Genomic DNA, 17,425 nt, shown 5'->3' with positions numbered 1-17,425 from the left:
AATTAGTACCATACATCTTTTATACCAAGTAAATATGCACAGGTATTTGCTAATAAATGCATAATTAAAGTTAGTATACATGTGGTTATGATAAACATTAAGTCTATTTTTACAACTAATGAAACTAAGATTAATGCAACGACTATGAAATCTAGTTGATCTAAAACTGGAGCAGAATTTCCACGTTCAATATTTGCTCTTCTTTTTAAGAAACTGCCTATTGCATCACCAAATAATGCTCCAAAACCTAATAAAAATCCAATTAATATTCCACTTTGAATGTCAGTTATGATTGGTGTTGTAATAAATTGTCCAAAATTTGCAATTACGTATGGAGCTAAAAATCCTTGTAAAATACCTGTTATTGTTCCAATGATTGTTCCTGCGATTAAACCTCTCCAGGTTACGCCATCTCCAATCCATCTGTTACCGTTTTTATCGGATTTTCCAAAATCTACTGGTGTTCCACCACCAAATACTAATCCTGCACCATTTGAGAAATATGCTGGAAGTATAAAATAAAGTATTGCAATACAAGTCATTGCCAATATTTGAATATTAATTGTCATTTATATTGTCTCCAATTTTATCTTTTGTTAATACTACTATATATTAATTAAGTTTAAATATTACAATCATTTAAATATAATAATAGTCTAACTTATTAATTTATAAGATTATTATATTAAGGTGATTTTATTGAAAATTAAAGATACTAAAAGTTTATGCCCAGAGTGTGGTAAACCTGTTAGTGCTGAAGTTTATGATGAAGATGGCAAAGTATTCATCAAAAAAACCTGTGATGAGCATGGTGAGTTTATTAACACTTACTGGGGTGACGATGAGTTTTATAATAGGGCTAATAATTACATTCCTTCAAACAGTTCTGTTGAAAATCCATGTGTGGAAGATAATGCTAGCTGTCCTAGTAACTGCGGATTATGCTCAAAACATGAAACTTCAACTGTTTTAGGTTTAATTGATGTAACTAACAGATGTAATTTAAGATGTCCTGTTTGTTTTGCAAATGCGGCTGTTGCAGGATATTTATACGAACCTACTCAAGATGAAATAAGACAAATGCTTAAAAACTTAAGAAACTTAAAACCTAATCCAACTCCTGCTATTCAATATGCTGGTGGAGAACCAACAGTTAGAAAGGATTTAGTTGAACTTGTTGAAATGGCAAAAGAAGAAGGTTTTACTCACGTTCAAATAGCTACTAACGGTATTAGATTAGCTAAAAGAGAAAACTTGGCTAAAGAATTAAAAGCAGCAGGGTTAAACACAGTATATCTTGCTTTTGATGGCGTAACTCCTGAACCATATATCAACAACAGAGGAAGAGATTTACTTCCTTTCAAATTGGAAGCTATTGAAAACTGTAGAAAAGCAGGTTTAGGTGTTGTTCTTGTTCCTACATTAATTAAAGGAATCAATGACCACCAAATCGGTGAAATTATCAAGTTTGCATTTGACAACAATGACATTATTTATGGTGTTAACTTCCAGCCTGTGTCATTTTCAGGAAGAACTCCTGCTGATCAAGTGGAAGCTCAAAGAATTACAATTCCCGACTTTGTTGGTATTATTGAAGAACAAACCAACGGTCAGGTTAAAGCTAATGATTTCTATCCTCCGTCAGCTGTTGAACCAGTTGCAAGATTCATTTCTGCTCTTGACGGCGAAGAAAATCCTAAAGTTAACTTAAACTGCCACCAACACTGTGGTGTAGGTACCTATGTATTTAGAGAAAAAACAGAAGGACCTGGAAAAGATAACTTAATCCCAATTACAGATTTCATTGATGTTGATGGATTATTTGTTAAATTAAATGAATATGCTGATAAGTTATGCGAAGGTAAATTCGGAGCACGTAAGAAAGTTATTGCAAGTGTTACTAAAAATATTCCAAAATTAATCCACACTTCCAAAACTCCTGAACACTTAGATATTAAAAAGATTTTGTTAAATGTGTTCACTAAAAGATCTTACAGTGCATTAGGAGACTTTTCTAAAGATGCAATGCTTATTTCATGTATGCACTTTATGGATCCGTTTAACTTTGATGAAGACAGAGTTAAAAAATGTGTTATCCATTATGCAACTCCAGATGGTAGAATTATCCCATTCTGTACTATGAATTCAATGTATCGTCAAAGTGTTGAGCAAGAATTCGCAAAACCTTTTAAAAAAGAAGAATAATTTAATTTTTTTCAATCGCCTTAACTTATTTTGTATTTGGGTAAATTCCCAAGTACTTATTTTTTTAATTCAATTTTACGTGATATTTATGGATATTATTAAAGGAAAAACATGGACTTTCGGGGAAAATATCGATACTGATATTATTATTCCTGGAAGATATTTAAGAACATTCAATCCAAAAGATTTGGCTGAACATGTATTGGAAGGAGAAAGGCCAGATTTCACAAAGAATGTTCAACAAGGAGATATTATAGTAGCTGATGAAAATTTTGGTTGCGGTTCATCAAGAGAACAAGCACCAGTAGCTATTCAAGCAGCAGGTGTAAGTGCAATCATTGCAAAATCATTTGCAAGAATTTTCTATAGAAATTCAATTAATATAGGTTTACCTGTAATTATTAGTGATATTGAAGCTAAAGACGGGGATGTTATAAGCATTGACTTGTCTGAAGGTACAATAATTAATGAAACAACTGGAGAAAGTGAAACCTTTGAACCATTCAAAGATTTCATGTTAAGTATTTTAGAAGACGGTGGATTAGTAAATCACCATATGAAGGAATCTGAATAAGGGGTGTAACAATGGAATGTCCAATTTGTGGTTCTGATGAAATTGAAATTTTAAATTCAAAACAAAAATCATCCAAGAAAAAACTCATAGAAGAATATTTATTAAGATGTGAAGAATGTAGTCATGTCTTTAGAGATATGTTTTCAGCAAACATAAAACCTGAAACCTACAGATTAATCATCTCAGAACAGGGCAAATCCCACAAAACCACTATCGATTTGTTACCTGGTGACGAATTGAAAAGCGGAGATGTGTTGCTTTCTGAATTTGGTCAGGTTGAAGTAACCAGTATTGAAGTTGGAGATAAAAGAGTCAACAAATCAAAAATCGCTGACATTAATACTATCTGGGCTAATTCAACAGAAATTCCTGCTCGTATCGGATTTTCAGTAGATTTACATGGTGAAGTTGATTCATATAAAATTGATTTGGATAGGGACTTTGAAATTGCTCCTGGTGATGTTGTAAAAATTGACAAACATATTGTTAAAGTTCACGTTATCAAAACCAAAGACAGAAAATTAACCTCTGGTTTTGCAAAAGCAGGAGTTATTAAAAGAGTATACTCTAAACCTGTCAGATTCAACAACTTTGATTATGACTTGACTAAAGATATTTTCAAGAAAACCAAAAAATCATCCTAGTGTGGAAGTAAAATGAAAGTTTATATTGAATCTTATGGCTGCACATTCAACAAGGCCGATGGTCAGATTATTGCAGGAAACTTAAAAGAAAACGGTATTGATCTTGTCGATTCAATTGAAGAGGCAGATGTAGTTATTGTAAATACCTGTTATGTTAAACTTCCTACTGAAAACAAGGTCACATACAGAATTCAAAAGCTTCAAAAAGATTTTCCTGACAAAAAGATTATTGTCGGTGGATGTATGGTTGAAATTGATCCAGAAAAGCTTAATAAAGTTGCTCCTGAAGCTTCATGGATTGGACCTCATCAGTTAAACAAATCATTTGATGTTGTTGAAGCAACTTACTGTGGAGATGTTGTTCGTGAAGTTGGATTTTCAAAAGAGTCCAAAGTCAATGTTCCTAAAGTAATGGATGACAGTTTAATTCATATTATTCAAATCTGTGAAGGCTGTTTAGGTGCATGCACTTTCTGTTGTACTCGTTTTGCTCGTGGACCTTTAAATAGTTATCCTATTGAAGATATTAAGGCTGAAGCTAAAAGAGCTATTGAAAATGGTGCTTGTGAAATTCAACTCACTGCTCAGGATACTGCAGCATTTGGCCGTGACAGTGGAGAAAAACTATCTGATTTAATCAAAGAAGTGGCTAATTTAGATGGTGACTTTAGAGTTCGTGTTGGAATGATGCATCCTAAAAACATTTTAAATGATGTTGATGAGATAATTGATGCAATGAAACATCCTAAGGTATATAATTTCATTCATTTACCTATTCAAAGTGGAAGTGACAAAGTTTTATCTGACATGAGAAGAGGTCACACTGTTGAACAGTACCTTGATATTGTATCAAAATTCAAAACTGAGATTCCAGATTTGACTTTGGCTGTTGATATTATTGTAGGATATCCAACAGAAGATGATGATGATTTTGATGCAACAGTCAAACTTCTTGAAGAAATAAAACCTAGTTTGATTCACTTGTCAAAATATCAGCACAGGGAAGGTGCAATTTCTTCATCACTTAAGGAAATCCCTCATGCAGTTATGAAAAAAAGATCAAAATTATTATCTGAGATTAAATCACAAATAACTGAAGATGAAAATAAAGAATTAGTTGGTTCTTGCCAAAAAGTTTTAGTTATTGAAAAAGGTTCCAAAGGTGGATTTATAGCAAAAACCGACTCATATATTCCAGTTATTGTTGATGAAGCTGAGTTAGGATCTTTTGTCGATGTGAAAATAACTCAGGCAACTGCCACTTATCTTAGAAGTGAATTGATAAATTAAAATTTTTTTATTTATCTTATTTTTTATATTAGTGTTAATTTTTTCCTTATTTTTTTTATAGTACCGATAATTATTTCCTAAATTTAAAAGTCTATTCTAATAGGTGATAAGTTATAATTTAGCCGATAAATAAGCATTATTACCGATACCTTTATATAGTATTGTGTACTATCTTTTAATTGGAGGTGTCATTATGAGTGAATTACCAATCGCACCAGTCGGTCGTATCTTAAAAAATGCTGGCGCACAAAGAATTAGTGATGATGCAAAAATTGCATTAGCTGAAGCATTAGAAGAAAAAGGTAACGAAATTGCACAAAAAGCTGTAAATTTCGCACGCCACGCTGGTAGAAAAACTGTAAAAGCTGAAGATATCAAATTAGCAATCAAATAGATTTACTAATTGTTATTTTTAATGAGCTTTTTTAATAAAATCTATTGGCCATTTTTCTGGTCAATTTTTTTTATTTTTAAAATTTTTACTACTTGTCCTACAAAAAGCAAAACATTTATATATTGCTTTTAACAGAGTATAGTATGATGTGTGTAGGACCGGTGGTCTAGGGGTATGATTCCTCTTTGACGTGGAGGAGATCACGAGTTCGAATCTCGTTCGGTCCATATGCCATGGTAGTTCAGATGGGAGAACGCTAGACTGAAGATCTAGATGTCGCTGGTTCAAGTCCGGCCCATGGCATTACTTTTTATAACTATTTTTTTAGACATTTTCATTTTATAGATTACTTAATAGCTATTTTTTTTAAATAATTTCGTTTTAATAGGCTATTTTAAAAAATAAGTTATGGTAAATATTAAAAAAAGGTGATGGTTTTTTTTAAACCTATAAAGTAATAGGTTTTGGTGTTACTTGGGTGTTTTCTCTTAAATCTTTGTATCTTTTGACAATTTCGTATCCTTGATCACTGCCAATAATGTCTGCTCCACCAGTTAAGATTTGGTTAGCGAATTTGTAGTTTGTAATTCCGCCAAAGATTTCAATTTTAATTTTAGGAGCATATTTTTGGATAATGTTTATGTCATTAACGTTTTCGAAGATATGATTTGGAGATACAAATCCTGTTGCAGTTTTTACATAATCTGCTCCAGAATTTTCAGCTACTTTTGCAGCATTTGCCTTTTCATAGTCTTCTAATGCTTTTGTTTCAATTACAACTTTTAAAATTTTATCTCCAATGACTTCTTTTATTTGTCTGATTTCATTTTCAAGAAGGTCATATTTTTCATCCTTCAGATAGCTTATGTTAAGAACAACTTCAAATTCATCTACGCCTTTTTCGTTTAATGATTTAGCTGATGCAATTTTACTTTCTGTGTCTTCAAAACCTAACGGGAATCCGATTACACTTCCAACTTTTATATCAGTGCCTTCGAGGATTTCTTTTGCTAAGCTAACATAAGTAGGTGAAACAACAACAGAATTGAAGTTCATTTCTTTTGCTTTGTTAAGAAATTCCTTCATTTCACTTTCAGTAATTATGTTGTTTAAATTAGTGTAATTTATTAAGCTTGCTAATTCTTTTGAATTTTTTATATTGTATGCCATAATATCACCCTACAATTAGTTAGTATATATACGAACATTATATTTAAATATTTGTATTTAAATGATTTTTTTAACCATATATGGACCAACTTTTTCATAGCCAAATTTACGGTAGTAATTTCTACTTCCAATTCCACTTATGATTGCAATTTCTTCTTTTCCATTGTCAATAGCTAAATTCTCAGCTTCAATAAGAAGTCTTTCTCCAAATCCGGTGTGCTGACCGATTTTTGGATTTTTATTTCCAATCTGGATCATATTTCCATAAACATGCAATTCACGAACAAGTGCTGTTTTATCACTAATTTCTTCTCTAAAATGATTTTTGGATGGGAAACGTAATCTTAAAAATCCTGCAATACTTTCTTCATTGTAATCTTCAATAGAAAGGAAGTTTTCTACTCCACCACATGCGGTGTAACTTTCATTAAATAGCTCAAAGTCTTCCAATCCGTATGCCTGAGTTGTTTTTTTGTGTCCAATCTCACGGCAGCGTATACACTGACAGTTAATGTGTTCTTCATCGAGTCTGTTGTATACAAGCTCTCCTAAATTGGATTTTTTAACTCCTGCTTCAATTAATGTGGATGGAATATCTCTTTGAATACGCATGGTTCTAACCCATTTTGGAAGAATCTTTTTGATTTTAACTATGAGTTCAACAGCTTCTTCGTCAGTATATGGTGCATACTCGCCATTTTCCCATAAATCATAAAGTTCGCTTCCTTTAGTAACAAGACATGGGTAGATTTTTAGCATGTCTGGCTTGAAGTTTTCATCACTAAATAACTGTTTAAACATTTTCAAGTCCTGTTTTTCATCTGCAAATAATCCTGGCATCATATGCATTGCTACTTTAATTGCAGAATCTCTTAAAAGCTGATTGGACTCAATAACGTCAGCTATTTTGTGTCCTCTTTTTATTTTAGTATATAACTCATCGGATAATGTCTGAACGCCAAGTTCAACACGTGTAACACCAAAATCAAGCATTCTGTTGATATGGTCTTTTTTACAGTAATCTGGGCGTGTTTCAAAGGTCATTCCAACACATCTTACCTTTGAATTTTCATTAGCCTTTTGAACATCATCTATTAAAACATAGTCATTAGGAGAGTATGTTTTTAAAACACCTTCTTCAAAGGATCTTATCTCATCATAATCAAGATTATATTCATAGTTTGTTGGTTTATTTTCAATTATTAAACCAAAATCAGTCATTGCTTTGAGACATTGTGATACAAACCATTCCTGATAGCATAAATCTCTTGAAGGGAATGTTCCTCCCATAATAATTAATTCAACTTTGTCTATTGGGTGGCCAATCTTTTTTAGTTGTTTTAATCTGTTGAAACATTGAATATATGGATGGAATTCATACATTCTTCCTCTAAGTGCAGCAGGCTCTTCACCAGTATAACTTGGAGGTGCAATATCACTTTCAGGACAGTAGAAACATCTTCCATGAGGGCATTTGTGCGGATGACACATCACAGCAACAATCGCAACACCTGACATTGTTCTTGTTGGCTTTTTTTTAAGAATTCCTGAGACAATTTCCTTTTCTTCAGGCTTTGCAAATTCCAAAATGTCAGCATTACTCATGAATCTTGATAATTTTAAATCACGGCAAAGTTGTCTTTTTTCAACTTCAAGATCGCGTCTTGTGGATATTTTGCCATTAATAATATCATTGATTATAATTCGGCATGCTTTTTCCATTATTTTACCTCGACATTTAATATTTAAATTTATTGATATGGTTATATTTAAATATTATAATGCTTTAATACTTAAACATAAAAATATGGGTGATAACTATGCAAATCAAAGATTTTTTAGGAACTATTGTTTTAGATAAAAATGCATATGAAGTCGGAAAAGTAAGTAACGTCGAATTTGACCCAGCTACTGGTAAAATGGACGAAATTACTTTAACCTTACAAAAAAACCTCTTCTCCAAAGATGAACTTGTTATCAGTTTTGATGACATTGCAACTATTGGTGCTTACGTTATCTTAAACAAAGAGATTCCAAAAGAAGAAGTTGAAGAAGTCGATGCTGAAACTGTTGAAGTTGAAATCGACGATGAATAGGTATCATAGGGTTTTAAAATGGTTTTAGACGCAAGAGGAATTGAAATTTCCTTAAATGAACATGTCAGATATGTTGACACTGGAACCATTGGCCAAGTTGTTGATAAAAAGACAATTGATGATGTCGGTTGGGTCAGAATAGACAAAACTGGCTTATGGTATTTGTCAAATCATACAGAATTATTGGATGAAAAAGACATTAAAAAAAGTTCTTGGGGCGCTGGAAAAGAATTAGATGTTGATGATCTAAAAGAACAAGCTGCAAGCTTCGAAGAACTTGAATTGTCCAGTGATGCTGGTAATGGTGGAGGTTAACTCCATCATTTTAATTTTTTGTAAACATACTTATTTTTTGTGCAAGTTTAGGACCAATTCCGTCAACTTTTTGCAACTCATTTTCAGAAATATTACTTAAATCATTTCCAAATATATTTACAAGATTTCTAGCTCTTTTTCTTCCAAGTCTTTTGACTCCGATTACTAATGGAATAATATCTTCTTTAACTCCATAGTATAATCTTGCAGATAAAATATCGAATTCTTTTAAGTTAGAATAATCACCTAAAACTTCACAGGTATTTTTTGCAAATTTAACAAGACGTGATGCCTCGTATGCTGATCTTCTGGTTGAAGCAGAGTATACATTGTATTTGTTTTCAATTTCATATTCGTTTCTCTCATCAATCCATTCAATTAAAGAAACGGTTGTAGCTTCAGGATTTCCAATATCTACTGCAAACAGTCCGCATTCAGATAATTTTTCATGAACTGGATCTTTTGATTTTCTGCCTTTAAAGCTAATCAATGGTAAATCAGGAGTTTCAGATAATGCATAAATAAACTCTTCAACATTAATTTCCTTCATATCTGATACATATTCCTTGATTTTAACAGCAGTTTCAACTGCATAATTGGATTTAGCAATTAAGTTACCAAAATCAGTAGTTTTAAGTCCTTCTGGAGTTGCTCTTATAATTCCGTTTTGAAGAAGGAAGCTTAATGCAGTTTCAAGTTCATATGCTAAGCTGTCTGCTGCAAAAAATGCCATTGACGGATTGTTGCTCATCTGATATCCGTAGAGTGTTTTTCCAAAAAAGTCAGTAAGTTCATCAAGATTTTTTGAAAGTGATGAAGCAATTTGTGCAATAATCTGTTTGTAGATTGCATCTTTGTTGTCAACTAATTTAGAATTAGTTTGTTCGATTTCACCTTCAATGTAATATTCTTCAAGGTTTTGAGACTCATCCATAGATTTAGCAATTAAATATGAATAACCTACATCATCATACTGTGGTCTACCTGCTCTTCCAGACATCTGTTCATAATCAAAAACAGGTATTGGCTGAGGTCCATTGCTTGTCCAACGGGTGTGGTCTCTGATTACAACAGTTTTTGAAGGCAAATTAACACCATACATTAAACTTGGTGTTGCAGTAATCATTAAGATGTTACCATTTCTAAATTCATCTTCAATAATTTCTTTTTGTTCATTGAAAAGACCTGCGTGGTGGAATGCAACACCTTTTTCAACAGATTCTGCCAATTTTAAACAGGTAGTTGTTGGAAGAGATCCTTTCTTTTTAGGAACGTCCAATAATTTTTCAGAAACTTCTTTAAATCTTTCTTTTTGTTCTTTTGAAAGTTTCTTGTTGATCTTTTTAGCAACATATGTAGCTAGGCTTTCTGTAAATCTTCTGGTTGAAACAAATGCTAATGCCTGTGTTTCTTCAGCCATTGCTTTTTCAACAACTTTAACGATTACATCGTTTTTGTTTTTTGTATTAAACATTTCACAATCCAATACTTCCTTGTGCAATGGTACTGGTCTGTAATCATGCTCTATACAGGTTCCTTCAAGCCAACCTTCGATTTCTCCAATATTTTTTAGAGTAGCAGAAAGTGCAATGATTCTCATACTTGGATTTATTATTTTAGCTCTTGTAATAGCTGCTTCAAGTGTTGGTCCTCTTGAATATTCTCCAATCATATGGAATTCATCAATAATTAAAGTATCTACATCGCGCAATACATTCCAGGAAAATCTAGTAAGTGCGTCAAATGACTCGAAAACCATAACTGATAAATCTGCGCTAGATGGATGTTTTCCTACATTGATTCCATATTCTTCAAATGCTTTGAATTCTTTTACCTTTTCATTTTGAATTGAAAGAAGTGGTGCTGCATAAACTGCTTTTCCACCATCTAATATGGTTTTTAAAGCAGGTAATACTCCTAAAACAGTCTTACCACTTGCAGTAGGTATTGAAACTATGTAGTTTGATTTGTCCTCTAAATATCCTGATTCAATCACTGCTTTTTGTGCAGGATTGAAGTCTTCAATGTATGGATATGCGCCATTAATTATTTTTTTAATATCAGTATCTAAATTTTCCATTTTAATCATTTATTTCTATTTTTTTTATTTATATTAAACATTTGTAGAGAGCATGTGAAATCTATTGAAAATTGGTAACAATTATATATTACTAATTATTAATGTTAGAATGACTATAGATTATATTGGAGAATTTATTATGGTAATTAAAGTAGAAGTATTTTCAACTAATTCTTGCCCTCACTGCCCAGCAGCTATTGAAGCTGCTCAAAGTGCAAAAGACAAATTAGGTGACGCTATTGATGTAGAATCCATTAAAATCGATGAAAGTGAAGAAAACAGACAAAGAGCTATGGATTATCAAATCATGGCAGTACCTACTGTTGTAATTGATGGTGAAGTTGCTTTTATCGGCGCACCTATGGAATCTGAACTTATTGAAAAATTAGAATCTATGTTATAGATTTCTCTCTTTTTTTATTCTTTTTTTTAATCAAAATGACAAATGATAATTATACTGGCATAACAACAGGAACAATTGCAACTGCATGCTCTCTTGCCGCATTGGATACAATTTTAGGAACTTCAGATATTGCATGTGTTGAAGTTGAAACTCCAAAAAATACTCTTGATATTCTAATTGATAAATGTGAGTCAATTTCTGATGAAAGTGCATGTGCTGTGGCTCATAAAAATCCATATAATGATCCTGATGTTACTGTAGGTTTGGATATTGTTTCTACAGTTGAATTATTTGATAAAACTGATGAAACATCTAATGTAATCATAACTGGAGGAGAAGGTGTTGGTTTAATTACAAAACCAGGTCTTCAAATACCTGTTGGAGATTATGCAATTAATCCAATTCCTAGACAGATGATTATTAAAAACCTGTCTAGTAAAATTCCTGAGGGTAAAGTTGCTAAGGTTACTATTTCTATTCCTGAAGGCAAAAATATAGCTAAAAAAACCATGAATCCAAAATTAGGCATTATTGATGGAATTTCAATTTTGGGAACTACGGGAATAGCAAGATCAATGTCAAGTGATGCATATAAAAATTCAATAGTAAAACAGATTGATGTTGCAATAGCTTCAAATATTGATAATCTGGTTTTTGTTCCAGGAAACATTGGTGAAAAATTAGCATTAAATAAATTAAATGTTAAAAAAGAACAGATTATTCAAACAGGTAATTTTGTAGGATTTATGTTTGAAGAAGCAGCAAAAAGAGGAATTAAAGAATTCACATTCTTTGGCCATATGGGAAAAGTAATCAAAGTTGCAGGGGGCATTTTTGATACTAAACATGCTGTTGCAGATGGAAGACGTGAAATAATGGTTGCTCATGCAGCATTATGTGGTGTTGATATAAAGCATCTTCAAATGTTATTTGATTCAAAAACAACTGATGATATGATGTCTATTTTAGACGAACTTGAAGTTTCAGTTGAAGTATCAAACAGTATCGCCCAGGCAATTAAAGACAGATGTATGCAACGTTTTGAATTGGATTTAGATGTTATTTTGGTTGATATGCAAGGAAATTACTTAAATGACAATATGGAAATGGAAAAATAATGTTTAATGTTTATCTTTATGTAATGGATACTATGGCAGACTGGGAAGTTGGACATATTACTACTGAGCTTAATTCAAAAAGATTTTTTAAAAAAGATGCTCCTGAAGTATCATTTAAAACAGTAGGTATTTCAAAAGAAGCTGTTAAATCAATGGGTGGTTTAACAATTGTTCCTGATTGTGTAATTGATGAGAATTCTGTTCTTTTACTTCCAGGTAGTGATGTGTGGAGTGAACCTGAACACTTGGAAATTATAAATACTGCTTATGAACTGATTTCTTGTGAAGGTAGTGTATGTGCAATCTGCGGTGCAACAGTTGCTCTTGCTCATGCAGGAATTTTAGACAACAGGCCTCATACAAGTAATGGTGAAGGATTTCTTGAAATGTTTTGTCCAACATACAAAGGAAAAGATTTCTATGTTGATGAACCTTCAGTTTGTGATGGTAACTTGATTACTGCAGCACCAACTGCAAGTCTTTTATGGGCAAAACAAATAATTGAAAAACTTGGTGTTTTCAAAACTGAAACTCTTGAGGCTTGGTTTAATTATTTCTCAACTGGCGATGCTGAACAGTTTTTCATTCTTATGCAGAGCCTTCCTCAAGGTGAATAATACTTTTTTTAAATCCTATTTTTTATTTTATTTTTAAAATATTCATTTTTTCTTTGTTATTATAATCATTTATTTTGTGTATATGCAATGTTTATTAATTATACTAAACATAATTATAAATGATTAAATTAGATTGGGAGGAGATAATTTGAGTTTTGATATCTGCTTTTATAAAGAATGTTCTTCATTAATGATTAGAAATATTGATGAATTATGGAATACATAAATCCTCAAACAGGCATATTCAAAAATTAAGGGTAATCTATCAGCGATTAGTTGTGGGTGATAGAAACCTATGGGTTGCAGGCATTAAAGATGTTACTGAAGATGTAAGAATAAAGCAAAAAATCCTAGATCAAAACGAGGAATTAAAAATACTTCATGATACTCTAAATGATGTTGAAAATTCAAATAAGTTTTCTGTTCAGTATGTTGATAATGAGGGCAGATATTATTGGTCTTCTAGTATTTATGATATTCTTGAAAGGGAACCTCGTGATGATGATGAATATAATAATATTGTAATGGATGCATGTGATGATGAAACTGTTGAACTGATTATGAGTAAGGTGAATAGGTTAGGTCCTAATGAATTACTTGGAAATCATGAAATTGAAATCACTACTGAAAATGGAAAGATAAAGTATCTTTTAATTAATATAAAGAACGTTCACAACAGTAAAGGTGAACTTGTTCAAAAAAGCTGTTATGCAAGAGATATAACTGAAGAGTATTTGATGCGTGAATCTTTGATTAAGGCAAATGAAGAAAAAACAATTCTTATGAAAGATTCTCACCACAGAATCAAAAACAACCTTAATCTTTTACTTAGATTCATATCCTTGGAAGAAAAGTTCTCTGATGATTATGAAGAAATTCTTAATGTAACTAAAAAGAGAATTTCATCATTTGTTGTTTTCCATGAAAACCTGTATAAAATAAGTAACTTTAAGGAAATGAATATTTCAGAATACTTTGACAAGTTTGCAAAAGCTTCTGAAAGTTTCTATAAACATGACTATGAAAGCTTTAATTTAAAATTCATATGTTATGATGATTTCAAATTGTCAAATGATGAACTTGTACCGTTGACATTAATCATAAATGAACTGGTCATTAATACATTAAAATATGCATTTGCAGGCTTTAGTAAGGATTATTCTAAAAATATTGGGTTAACTGTTACTCGTAAGGATGATTATGCTGAATTCCATTACTTTGATAATGGTACTGGTTTGGCTAGTAATTTTGATCCTGAAAAATCCACTGGATTGGGATGGGTTATCATTCGTTCATTGGTAAGTCAACTTAATGGGTCTTATGAAGTTTATAGTGATAATGGAATGCACTTCAAAATAAGATTCCCATTATCTGATTAATATTTAAGTATTATTTTGGAATACCAAAAAATTATATATGATTAAATTAATAGGGATATTAGATTAATTATTAATTTAGTTGGTATTAACTATGGTAAATAAAAATAATACTTCATCCTATATGGATGAATATAAAAAGAATGTTATTAAGAATTCAGAGTATACTTATCGTGATGCTCTTGAAGTTTCAGCTTTCCTTATTGAAACTGGAAAATTCAAAAGGTTTTTTAAGGAAATACAAATTGCAGATTTGCAAAAAGAACTTGAAGAAATGGATTAATTGTTGTATTGTTGTTAATACAACATCTATTTTTATTTTTTTTAAATTTTTAAATTTAATCTTTGATGATATTTATTTAAGTGATAATATCATTATATAATATTAATTACTAATTAATGGAGTTTTATTTTTATGAAAATAGCTATGGTAGGCCAGTTTCCACCTCATGTTGGGGGTGTGGGCGTTCATATTCACAGTTTATCAAAAAAATTGGTTGAAGAGGGTCATGAAGTCTATGTGATTACTTATCCTCATAAAGATATTGAGGATATTGATGGAATTCATGTTATTGGAACCAAAGGACTTAATATTCCTGGTGTTAGAGGTTTAATGTTTAAAATGAATGCAAAAAAGGCATTAGAAGAGCTTATAGAAAAAGAAGACATTGATATTATTCATGGACATTATTTATTCCCAGCAGGTGCAGCTGCAGTTGAAGTTGGAAAAAAACATGGAATTAAAACATATGTTACTGCACATGGTTCTGACATGTTTGAATTATATAAAAAACAGCCAGTTATGAGATCACCAGTTAAAAAGGTATTAAATGATGCTGATGGTGTTTTTGTTGTTAGTAATGCACTAAAACATGAAATCATTGCAACTGGAGTTAAAGGAATTTCAGATAAAACCAAACTCTCCTGGAATTCCGTTGATGTTAATAAATTTTCATCTAAAACAAATTCAACCTTTAAAAAGGACAATAATCTTGAAGACAAACCAATTGTTCTTTTTGTAGGTAATTTAATCAAAAGGAAAAATGTAGATTCTCTTTTGGAAGCTAAAAAAGTATCCAAAAGCGACTATTATTTGGTAGTTGTTGGAGATGGACCACTATTCAAGAAATTAAAAAAGAAAGTTGAAGATGAAAATATTCATGATGTAATATTTACAGGTTCTAGAAATGATGTTGCAGATATTATTCCAAGCTGTGATGTTTTGATTTTACCATCATTTTCAGAAAGTTTCGGTTTGGTTTTAATTGAAGCATTAGCATGTGGAAAACCAGTTATTGGAAGTAATGTAGGTGGAATTACTGAAATTATCAACGAAAATGTTGGTTTACTTGTAGATCCAAATAAAGTGGCTTCAATAGCTAAAGCAATTGATACTGTTATTGATGATGAGGAGTTAAGATCTTCATTGGCACTTAATGCACGTGCTAGAGCAATGGACTTTTCTGAAGTGGAAATTCCATATGATGAGGTTAAAAAATGAAACAAACAGTTAGATCACCTGGTTCTGCAACAATAATCAATGCTATTGCAACTGGTTTTGGTTCTGCATTCGGTATTGGTTTAGATATAAAATGCAGGGCAAAAACAACAAGTGAAGGTATTTCTTGCGCAAATGATGTTGGTGCTGATGTTGGACTAATGCAATTATGTGTTCAAAAGGTTTTCAATCACTATGATATTGGTAGTGTTGATTTTGGCGTTGATTTAAAAACAGAATCAAACTTACCAATGGCTTCAGGATTATCAAGCAGCAGTGCTTCATCCAATGCAATTGTTAAAGCAGTCTCATCAATTGTATCGGAGGAATTTGACTTAAAACCTCTTGATGATATGCAGATAATTAATATGGCGATTGATGCCTCTCTGGAAGCCGGAGTTACAATTACAGGTTCATTTGATGATGCAACAGCTTCATACTTTGGAGGTGTTGTTGTAACAGACAATAAAAACAGAGAGTTTATTATTAAAGAAAAAATGGATGATTATCCTGTATTGGTATATATGCCTAATTTCTATTCAAAATCTGGTGATTCAAATCCTGATAGAATGAAATTACTTGCACCATTGGTTGAAACTGCTTTTGATTTTGCTAAAAACAAGGATTATTTCAAAGCATTGAATTTAAATGGATTAATTTACTCTGCAACTTTAGGATTTAACTCATCAATAGCTATTGATGCTCTTGAAGCAGGAGCTATTGCTTCAGGGTTATCTGGAACAGGTTCTTCTTTTGTTGCTGTTGCCAGTGATGATTCAATTGATGATATTAAATCTGTATGGGATAAATACGAAGGTAGAGTAATTGAAACCAAAGTTGATAATGTGGGCTGTAATATATTAAAATAATATTTATAGATGACTATTTTCATGGTTTAATCATATAGTTTATATACTATGATAATAATAAATTATATTATTATCATTATTATCAATTTGGTGATTTTTTTGAATGGGAGTTATGAAATTAAATCTTTTAATGATAAGAAAGAAGCCGAAGAACTTCTAACTAAGTCAAGGAAATCTATTGATGAAATCGATAATCAAATATTTGATTTAATCTCTCAGAGAACCGCTTTTGCTAGGGACATAGCTAGTTGCAAAGAATATTTGGAAATGCCAATCTTTGATGAATCTAGAGAAAAGGTTGTCCATACAAAAGTTAGAGGTTTGGCTGAAGAAAAAGGTCTTGATGTTGATATTATTAATCAAATAGTAGATATGTTGACTATTTTAAATAAAAATGCGCAAAATGAAATTATAAGGAGGAATGTTGATGGGAAATATTAGAACTTCATTTGTTAAACGTTTAGCAAAAGAACTTATTGAAACTCACAAAGGTGTTTTTACTACTGATTTTGAACAAAACAAAAAATTAGTACAAGAATACTCTACAGTAAGTACTAAACATTTAAGAAATAAAATTGCAGGATATGTAACTAGGCTTGTAAGGTTAGAACAAACCAGAGAATAAGCTTTTTTTCATATTTTCTATTACTCTTTTTTTATTTAATTATTTTTAATTTTAAACTTTTTTTAGTATATTGATATTTAACTTTTAAAGTCTTATTTGACGGTTTTTATAAAGTTTATTAATATGGTCAGATAAAAATATATATGAATAT

The 17,425-nt window shown here is 31.3% G+C and carries 20 protein-coding genes and 2 tRNA genes; 18 read left to right on the top strand and 4 right to left on the bottom strand.

Features of this window, described 5'->3' with window-relative positions:
* Window positions 1-2: 2 nt before the first annotated feature.
* A complete protein-coding gene (locus tag PUD86_02250) occupies window positions 3-569 on the bottom strand; it encodes a CDP-2,3-bis-(O-geranylgeranyl)-sn-glycerol synthase (GenBank protein MDD6776105.1) in 567 nt (188 codons plus the stop codon).
* A 130-nt stretch (window positions 570-699) separates the two neighbouring features.
* Between PUD86_02250 and PUD86_02245 the strand changes: the two genes are divergently transcribed.
* The 7 genes from PUD86_02245 to PUD86_02215 all read left to right on the top strand — a co-directional run bounded on the left by PUD86_02245 (window position 700) and on the right by PUD86_02215 (window position 5,410).
* On the top strand, window positions 700-2,205 hold the full coding sequence (locus tag PUD86_02245) for a radical SAM protein (protein ID MDD6776104.1): 1,506 nt from the start codon (window positions 700-702) through the stop codon (window positions 2,203-2,205).
* Window positions 2,206-2,293: 88 nt separating this feature from the next.
* Window positions 2,294-2,779 carry a homoaconitase small subunit gene (hacB, locus tag PUD86_02240; protein MDD6776103.1) on the top strand — a complete coding sequence of 162 codons (486 nt, stop codon included), beginning with the start codon at window positions 2,294-2,296 and terminating at the stop codon, window positions 2,777-2,779.
* An 11-nt stretch (window positions 2,780-2,790) separates the two neighbouring features.
* Window positions 2,791-3,423: an HVO_0476 family zinc finger protein gene (locus PUD86_02235; protein MDD6776102.1), complete on the top strand. Its 633-nt coding sequence runs from the start codon at window positions 2,791-2,793 to the stop codon at window positions 3,421-3,423.
* 12 nt (window positions 3,424-3,435) lie between these two features.
* Complete coding sequence (locus PUD86_02230; GenBank protein ID MDD6776101.1) at window positions 3,436-4,713, top strand: tRNA (N(6)-L-threonylcarbamoyladenosine(37)-C(2))-methylthiotransferase; 1,278 nt, start codon at window positions 3,436-3,438, stop codon at window positions 4,711-4,713.
* Window positions 4,714-4,906: 193 nt separating this feature from the next.
* A complete protein-coding gene (locus tag PUD86_02225; protein ID MDD6776100.1) occupies window positions 4,907-5,107 on the top strand; it encodes a histone family protein in 201 nt (66 codons plus the stop codon).
* Between the two features lie 155 nt (window positions 5,108-5,262).
* Window positions 5,263-5,334: transfer RNA gene (locus tag PUD86_02220), tRNA-Val, on the top strand.
* Window positions 5,335-5,337: 3 nt separating this feature from the next.
* Window positions 5,338-5,410: transfer RNA gene (locus PUD86_02215), tRNA-Phe, on the top strand.
* Window positions 5,411-5,554: 144 nt separating this feature from the next.
* Here PUD86_02215 and deoC read toward each other — a convergent pair.
* Both deoC and PUD86_02205 read right to left on the bottom strand, forming a co-directional pair.
* A complete protein-coding gene (deoC, locus tag PUD86_02210; GenBank protein MDD6776099.1) occupies window positions 5,555-6,277 on the bottom strand; it encodes a deoxyribose-phosphate aldolase in 723 nt (240 codons plus the stop codon).
* Window positions 6,278-6,334: 57 nt separating this feature from the next.
* Window positions 6,335-7,999: a tRNA uridine(34) 5-carboxymethylaminomethyl modification radical SAM/GNAT enzyme Elp3 gene (locus PUD86_02205; GenBank protein MDD6776098.1), complete on the bottom strand. Its 1,665-nt coding sequence runs from the start codon at window positions 7,997-7,999 to the stop codon at window positions 6,335-6,337.
* A 98-nt stretch (window positions 8,000-8,097) separates the two neighbouring features.
* On the opposite strand from PUD86_02205, the gene PUD86_02200 reads away from it, so the two are divergent.
* Window positions 8,098-8,373, top strand: a complete 276-nt coding sequence (locus PUD86_02200) for a PRC-barrel domain-containing protein (GenBank protein MDD6776097.1) — start codon at window positions 8,098-8,100, stop codon at window positions 8,371-8,373.
* Between the two features lie 18 nt (window positions 8,374-8,391).
* Window positions 8,392-8,688 carry a DUF2098 family protein gene (locus PUD86_02195; GenBank protein ID MDD6776096.1) on the top strand — a complete coding sequence of 99 codons (297 nt, stop codon included), beginning with the start codon at window positions 8,392-8,394 and terminating at the stop codon, window positions 8,686-8,688.
* Window positions 8,689-8,698: 10 nt separating this feature from the next.
* On the opposite strand, the gene PUD86_02190 is transcribed toward PUD86_02195, so the two are convergent.
* Entirely contained in the window at window positions 8,699-10,777 is a 2,079-nt protein-coding gene (locus tag PUD86_02190; protein ID MDD6776095.1) for a DEAD/DEAH box helicase, read from the bottom strand.
* Between the two features lie 130 nt (window positions 10,778-10,907).
* On the opposite strand from PUD86_02190, the gene PUD86_02185 reads away from it, so the two are divergent.
* The 9 genes from PUD86_02185 (at window position 10,908) to PUD86_02145 (ending at window position 17,274) form a co-directional block, all read left to right on the top strand.
* Window positions 10,908-11,171, top strand: coding sequence for a thioredoxin family protein (locus PUD86_02185; GenBank protein MDD6776094.1), 264 nt, complete (start codon window positions 10,908-10,910; stop codon window positions 11,169-11,171).
* A 35-nt stretch (window positions 11,172-11,206) separates the two neighbouring features.
* A complete protein-coding gene (gene cbiD, locus PUD86_02180) occupies window positions 11,207-12,289 on the top strand; it encodes a cobalt-precorrin-5B (C(1))-methyltransferase CbiD (protein MDD6776093.1) in 1,083 nt (360 codons plus the stop codon).
* Window positions 12,289-12,906, top strand: coding sequence for a DJ-1/PfpI family protein (locus PUD86_02175; GenBank protein ID MDD6776092.1), 618 nt, complete (start codon window positions 12,289-12,291; stop codon window positions 12,904-12,906). The genes cbiD and PUD86_02175 overlap by 1 nt, the downstream gene beginning before the upstream one ends.
* A 206-nt stretch (window positions 12,907-13,112) precedes the next feature.
* Entirely contained in the window at window positions 13,113-14,285 is a 1,173-nt protein-coding gene (locus tag PUD86_02170; protein ID MDD6776091.1) for a histidine kinase dimerization/phosphoacceptor domain -containing protein, read from the top strand.
* Between the two features lie 91 nt (window positions 14,286-14,376).
* Window positions 14,377-14,565, top strand: a complete 189-nt coding sequence (locus PUD86_02165; protein ID MDD6776090.1) for a hypothetical protein — start codon at window positions 14,377-14,379, stop codon at window positions 14,563-14,565.
* A gap of 132 nt (window positions 14,566-14,697) precedes the next feature.
* On the top strand, window positions 14,698-15,783 hold the full coding sequence (locus PUD86_02160) for a glycosyltransferase family 4 protein (GenBank protein ID MDD6776089.1): 1,086 nt from the start codon (window positions 14,698-14,700) through the stop codon (window positions 15,781-15,783).
* Window positions 15,780-16,649, top strand: a complete 870-nt coding sequence (locus PUD86_02155; GenBank protein MDD6776088.1) for a shikimate kinase — start codon at window positions 15,780-15,782, stop codon at window positions 16,647-16,649. The genes PUD86_02160 and PUD86_02155 overlap by 4 nt, the downstream gene beginning before the upstream one ends.
* A gap of 99 nt (window positions 16,650-16,748) precedes the next feature.
* Window positions 16,749-17,090: a chorismate mutase gene (locus tag PUD86_02150; GenBank protein ID MDD6776087.1), complete on the top strand. Its 342-nt coding sequence runs from the start codon at window positions 16,749-16,751 to the stop codon at window positions 17,088-17,090.
* On the top strand, window positions 17,077-17,274 hold the full coding sequence (locus PUD86_02145) for a 30S ribosomal protein S17e (protein ID MDD6776086.1): 198 nt from the start codon (window positions 17,077-17,079) through the stop codon (window positions 17,272-17,274). The genes PUD86_02150 and PUD86_02145 overlap by 14 nt, the downstream gene beginning before the upstream one ends.
* The last annotated feature ends 151 nt before the right edge of the window (window positions 17,275-17,425 follow it).

The organism is Methanobacteriaceae archaeon, assembly GCA_029219465.1.
Taxonomy (GTDB): domain Archaea; phylum Methanobacteriota; class Methanobacteria; order Methanobacteriales; family Methanobacteriaceae; genus Methanocatella.
Note: the sequence above shows the minus strand (reverse complement) of the source record. Positions and strands in the feature narration are given on the sequence as shown.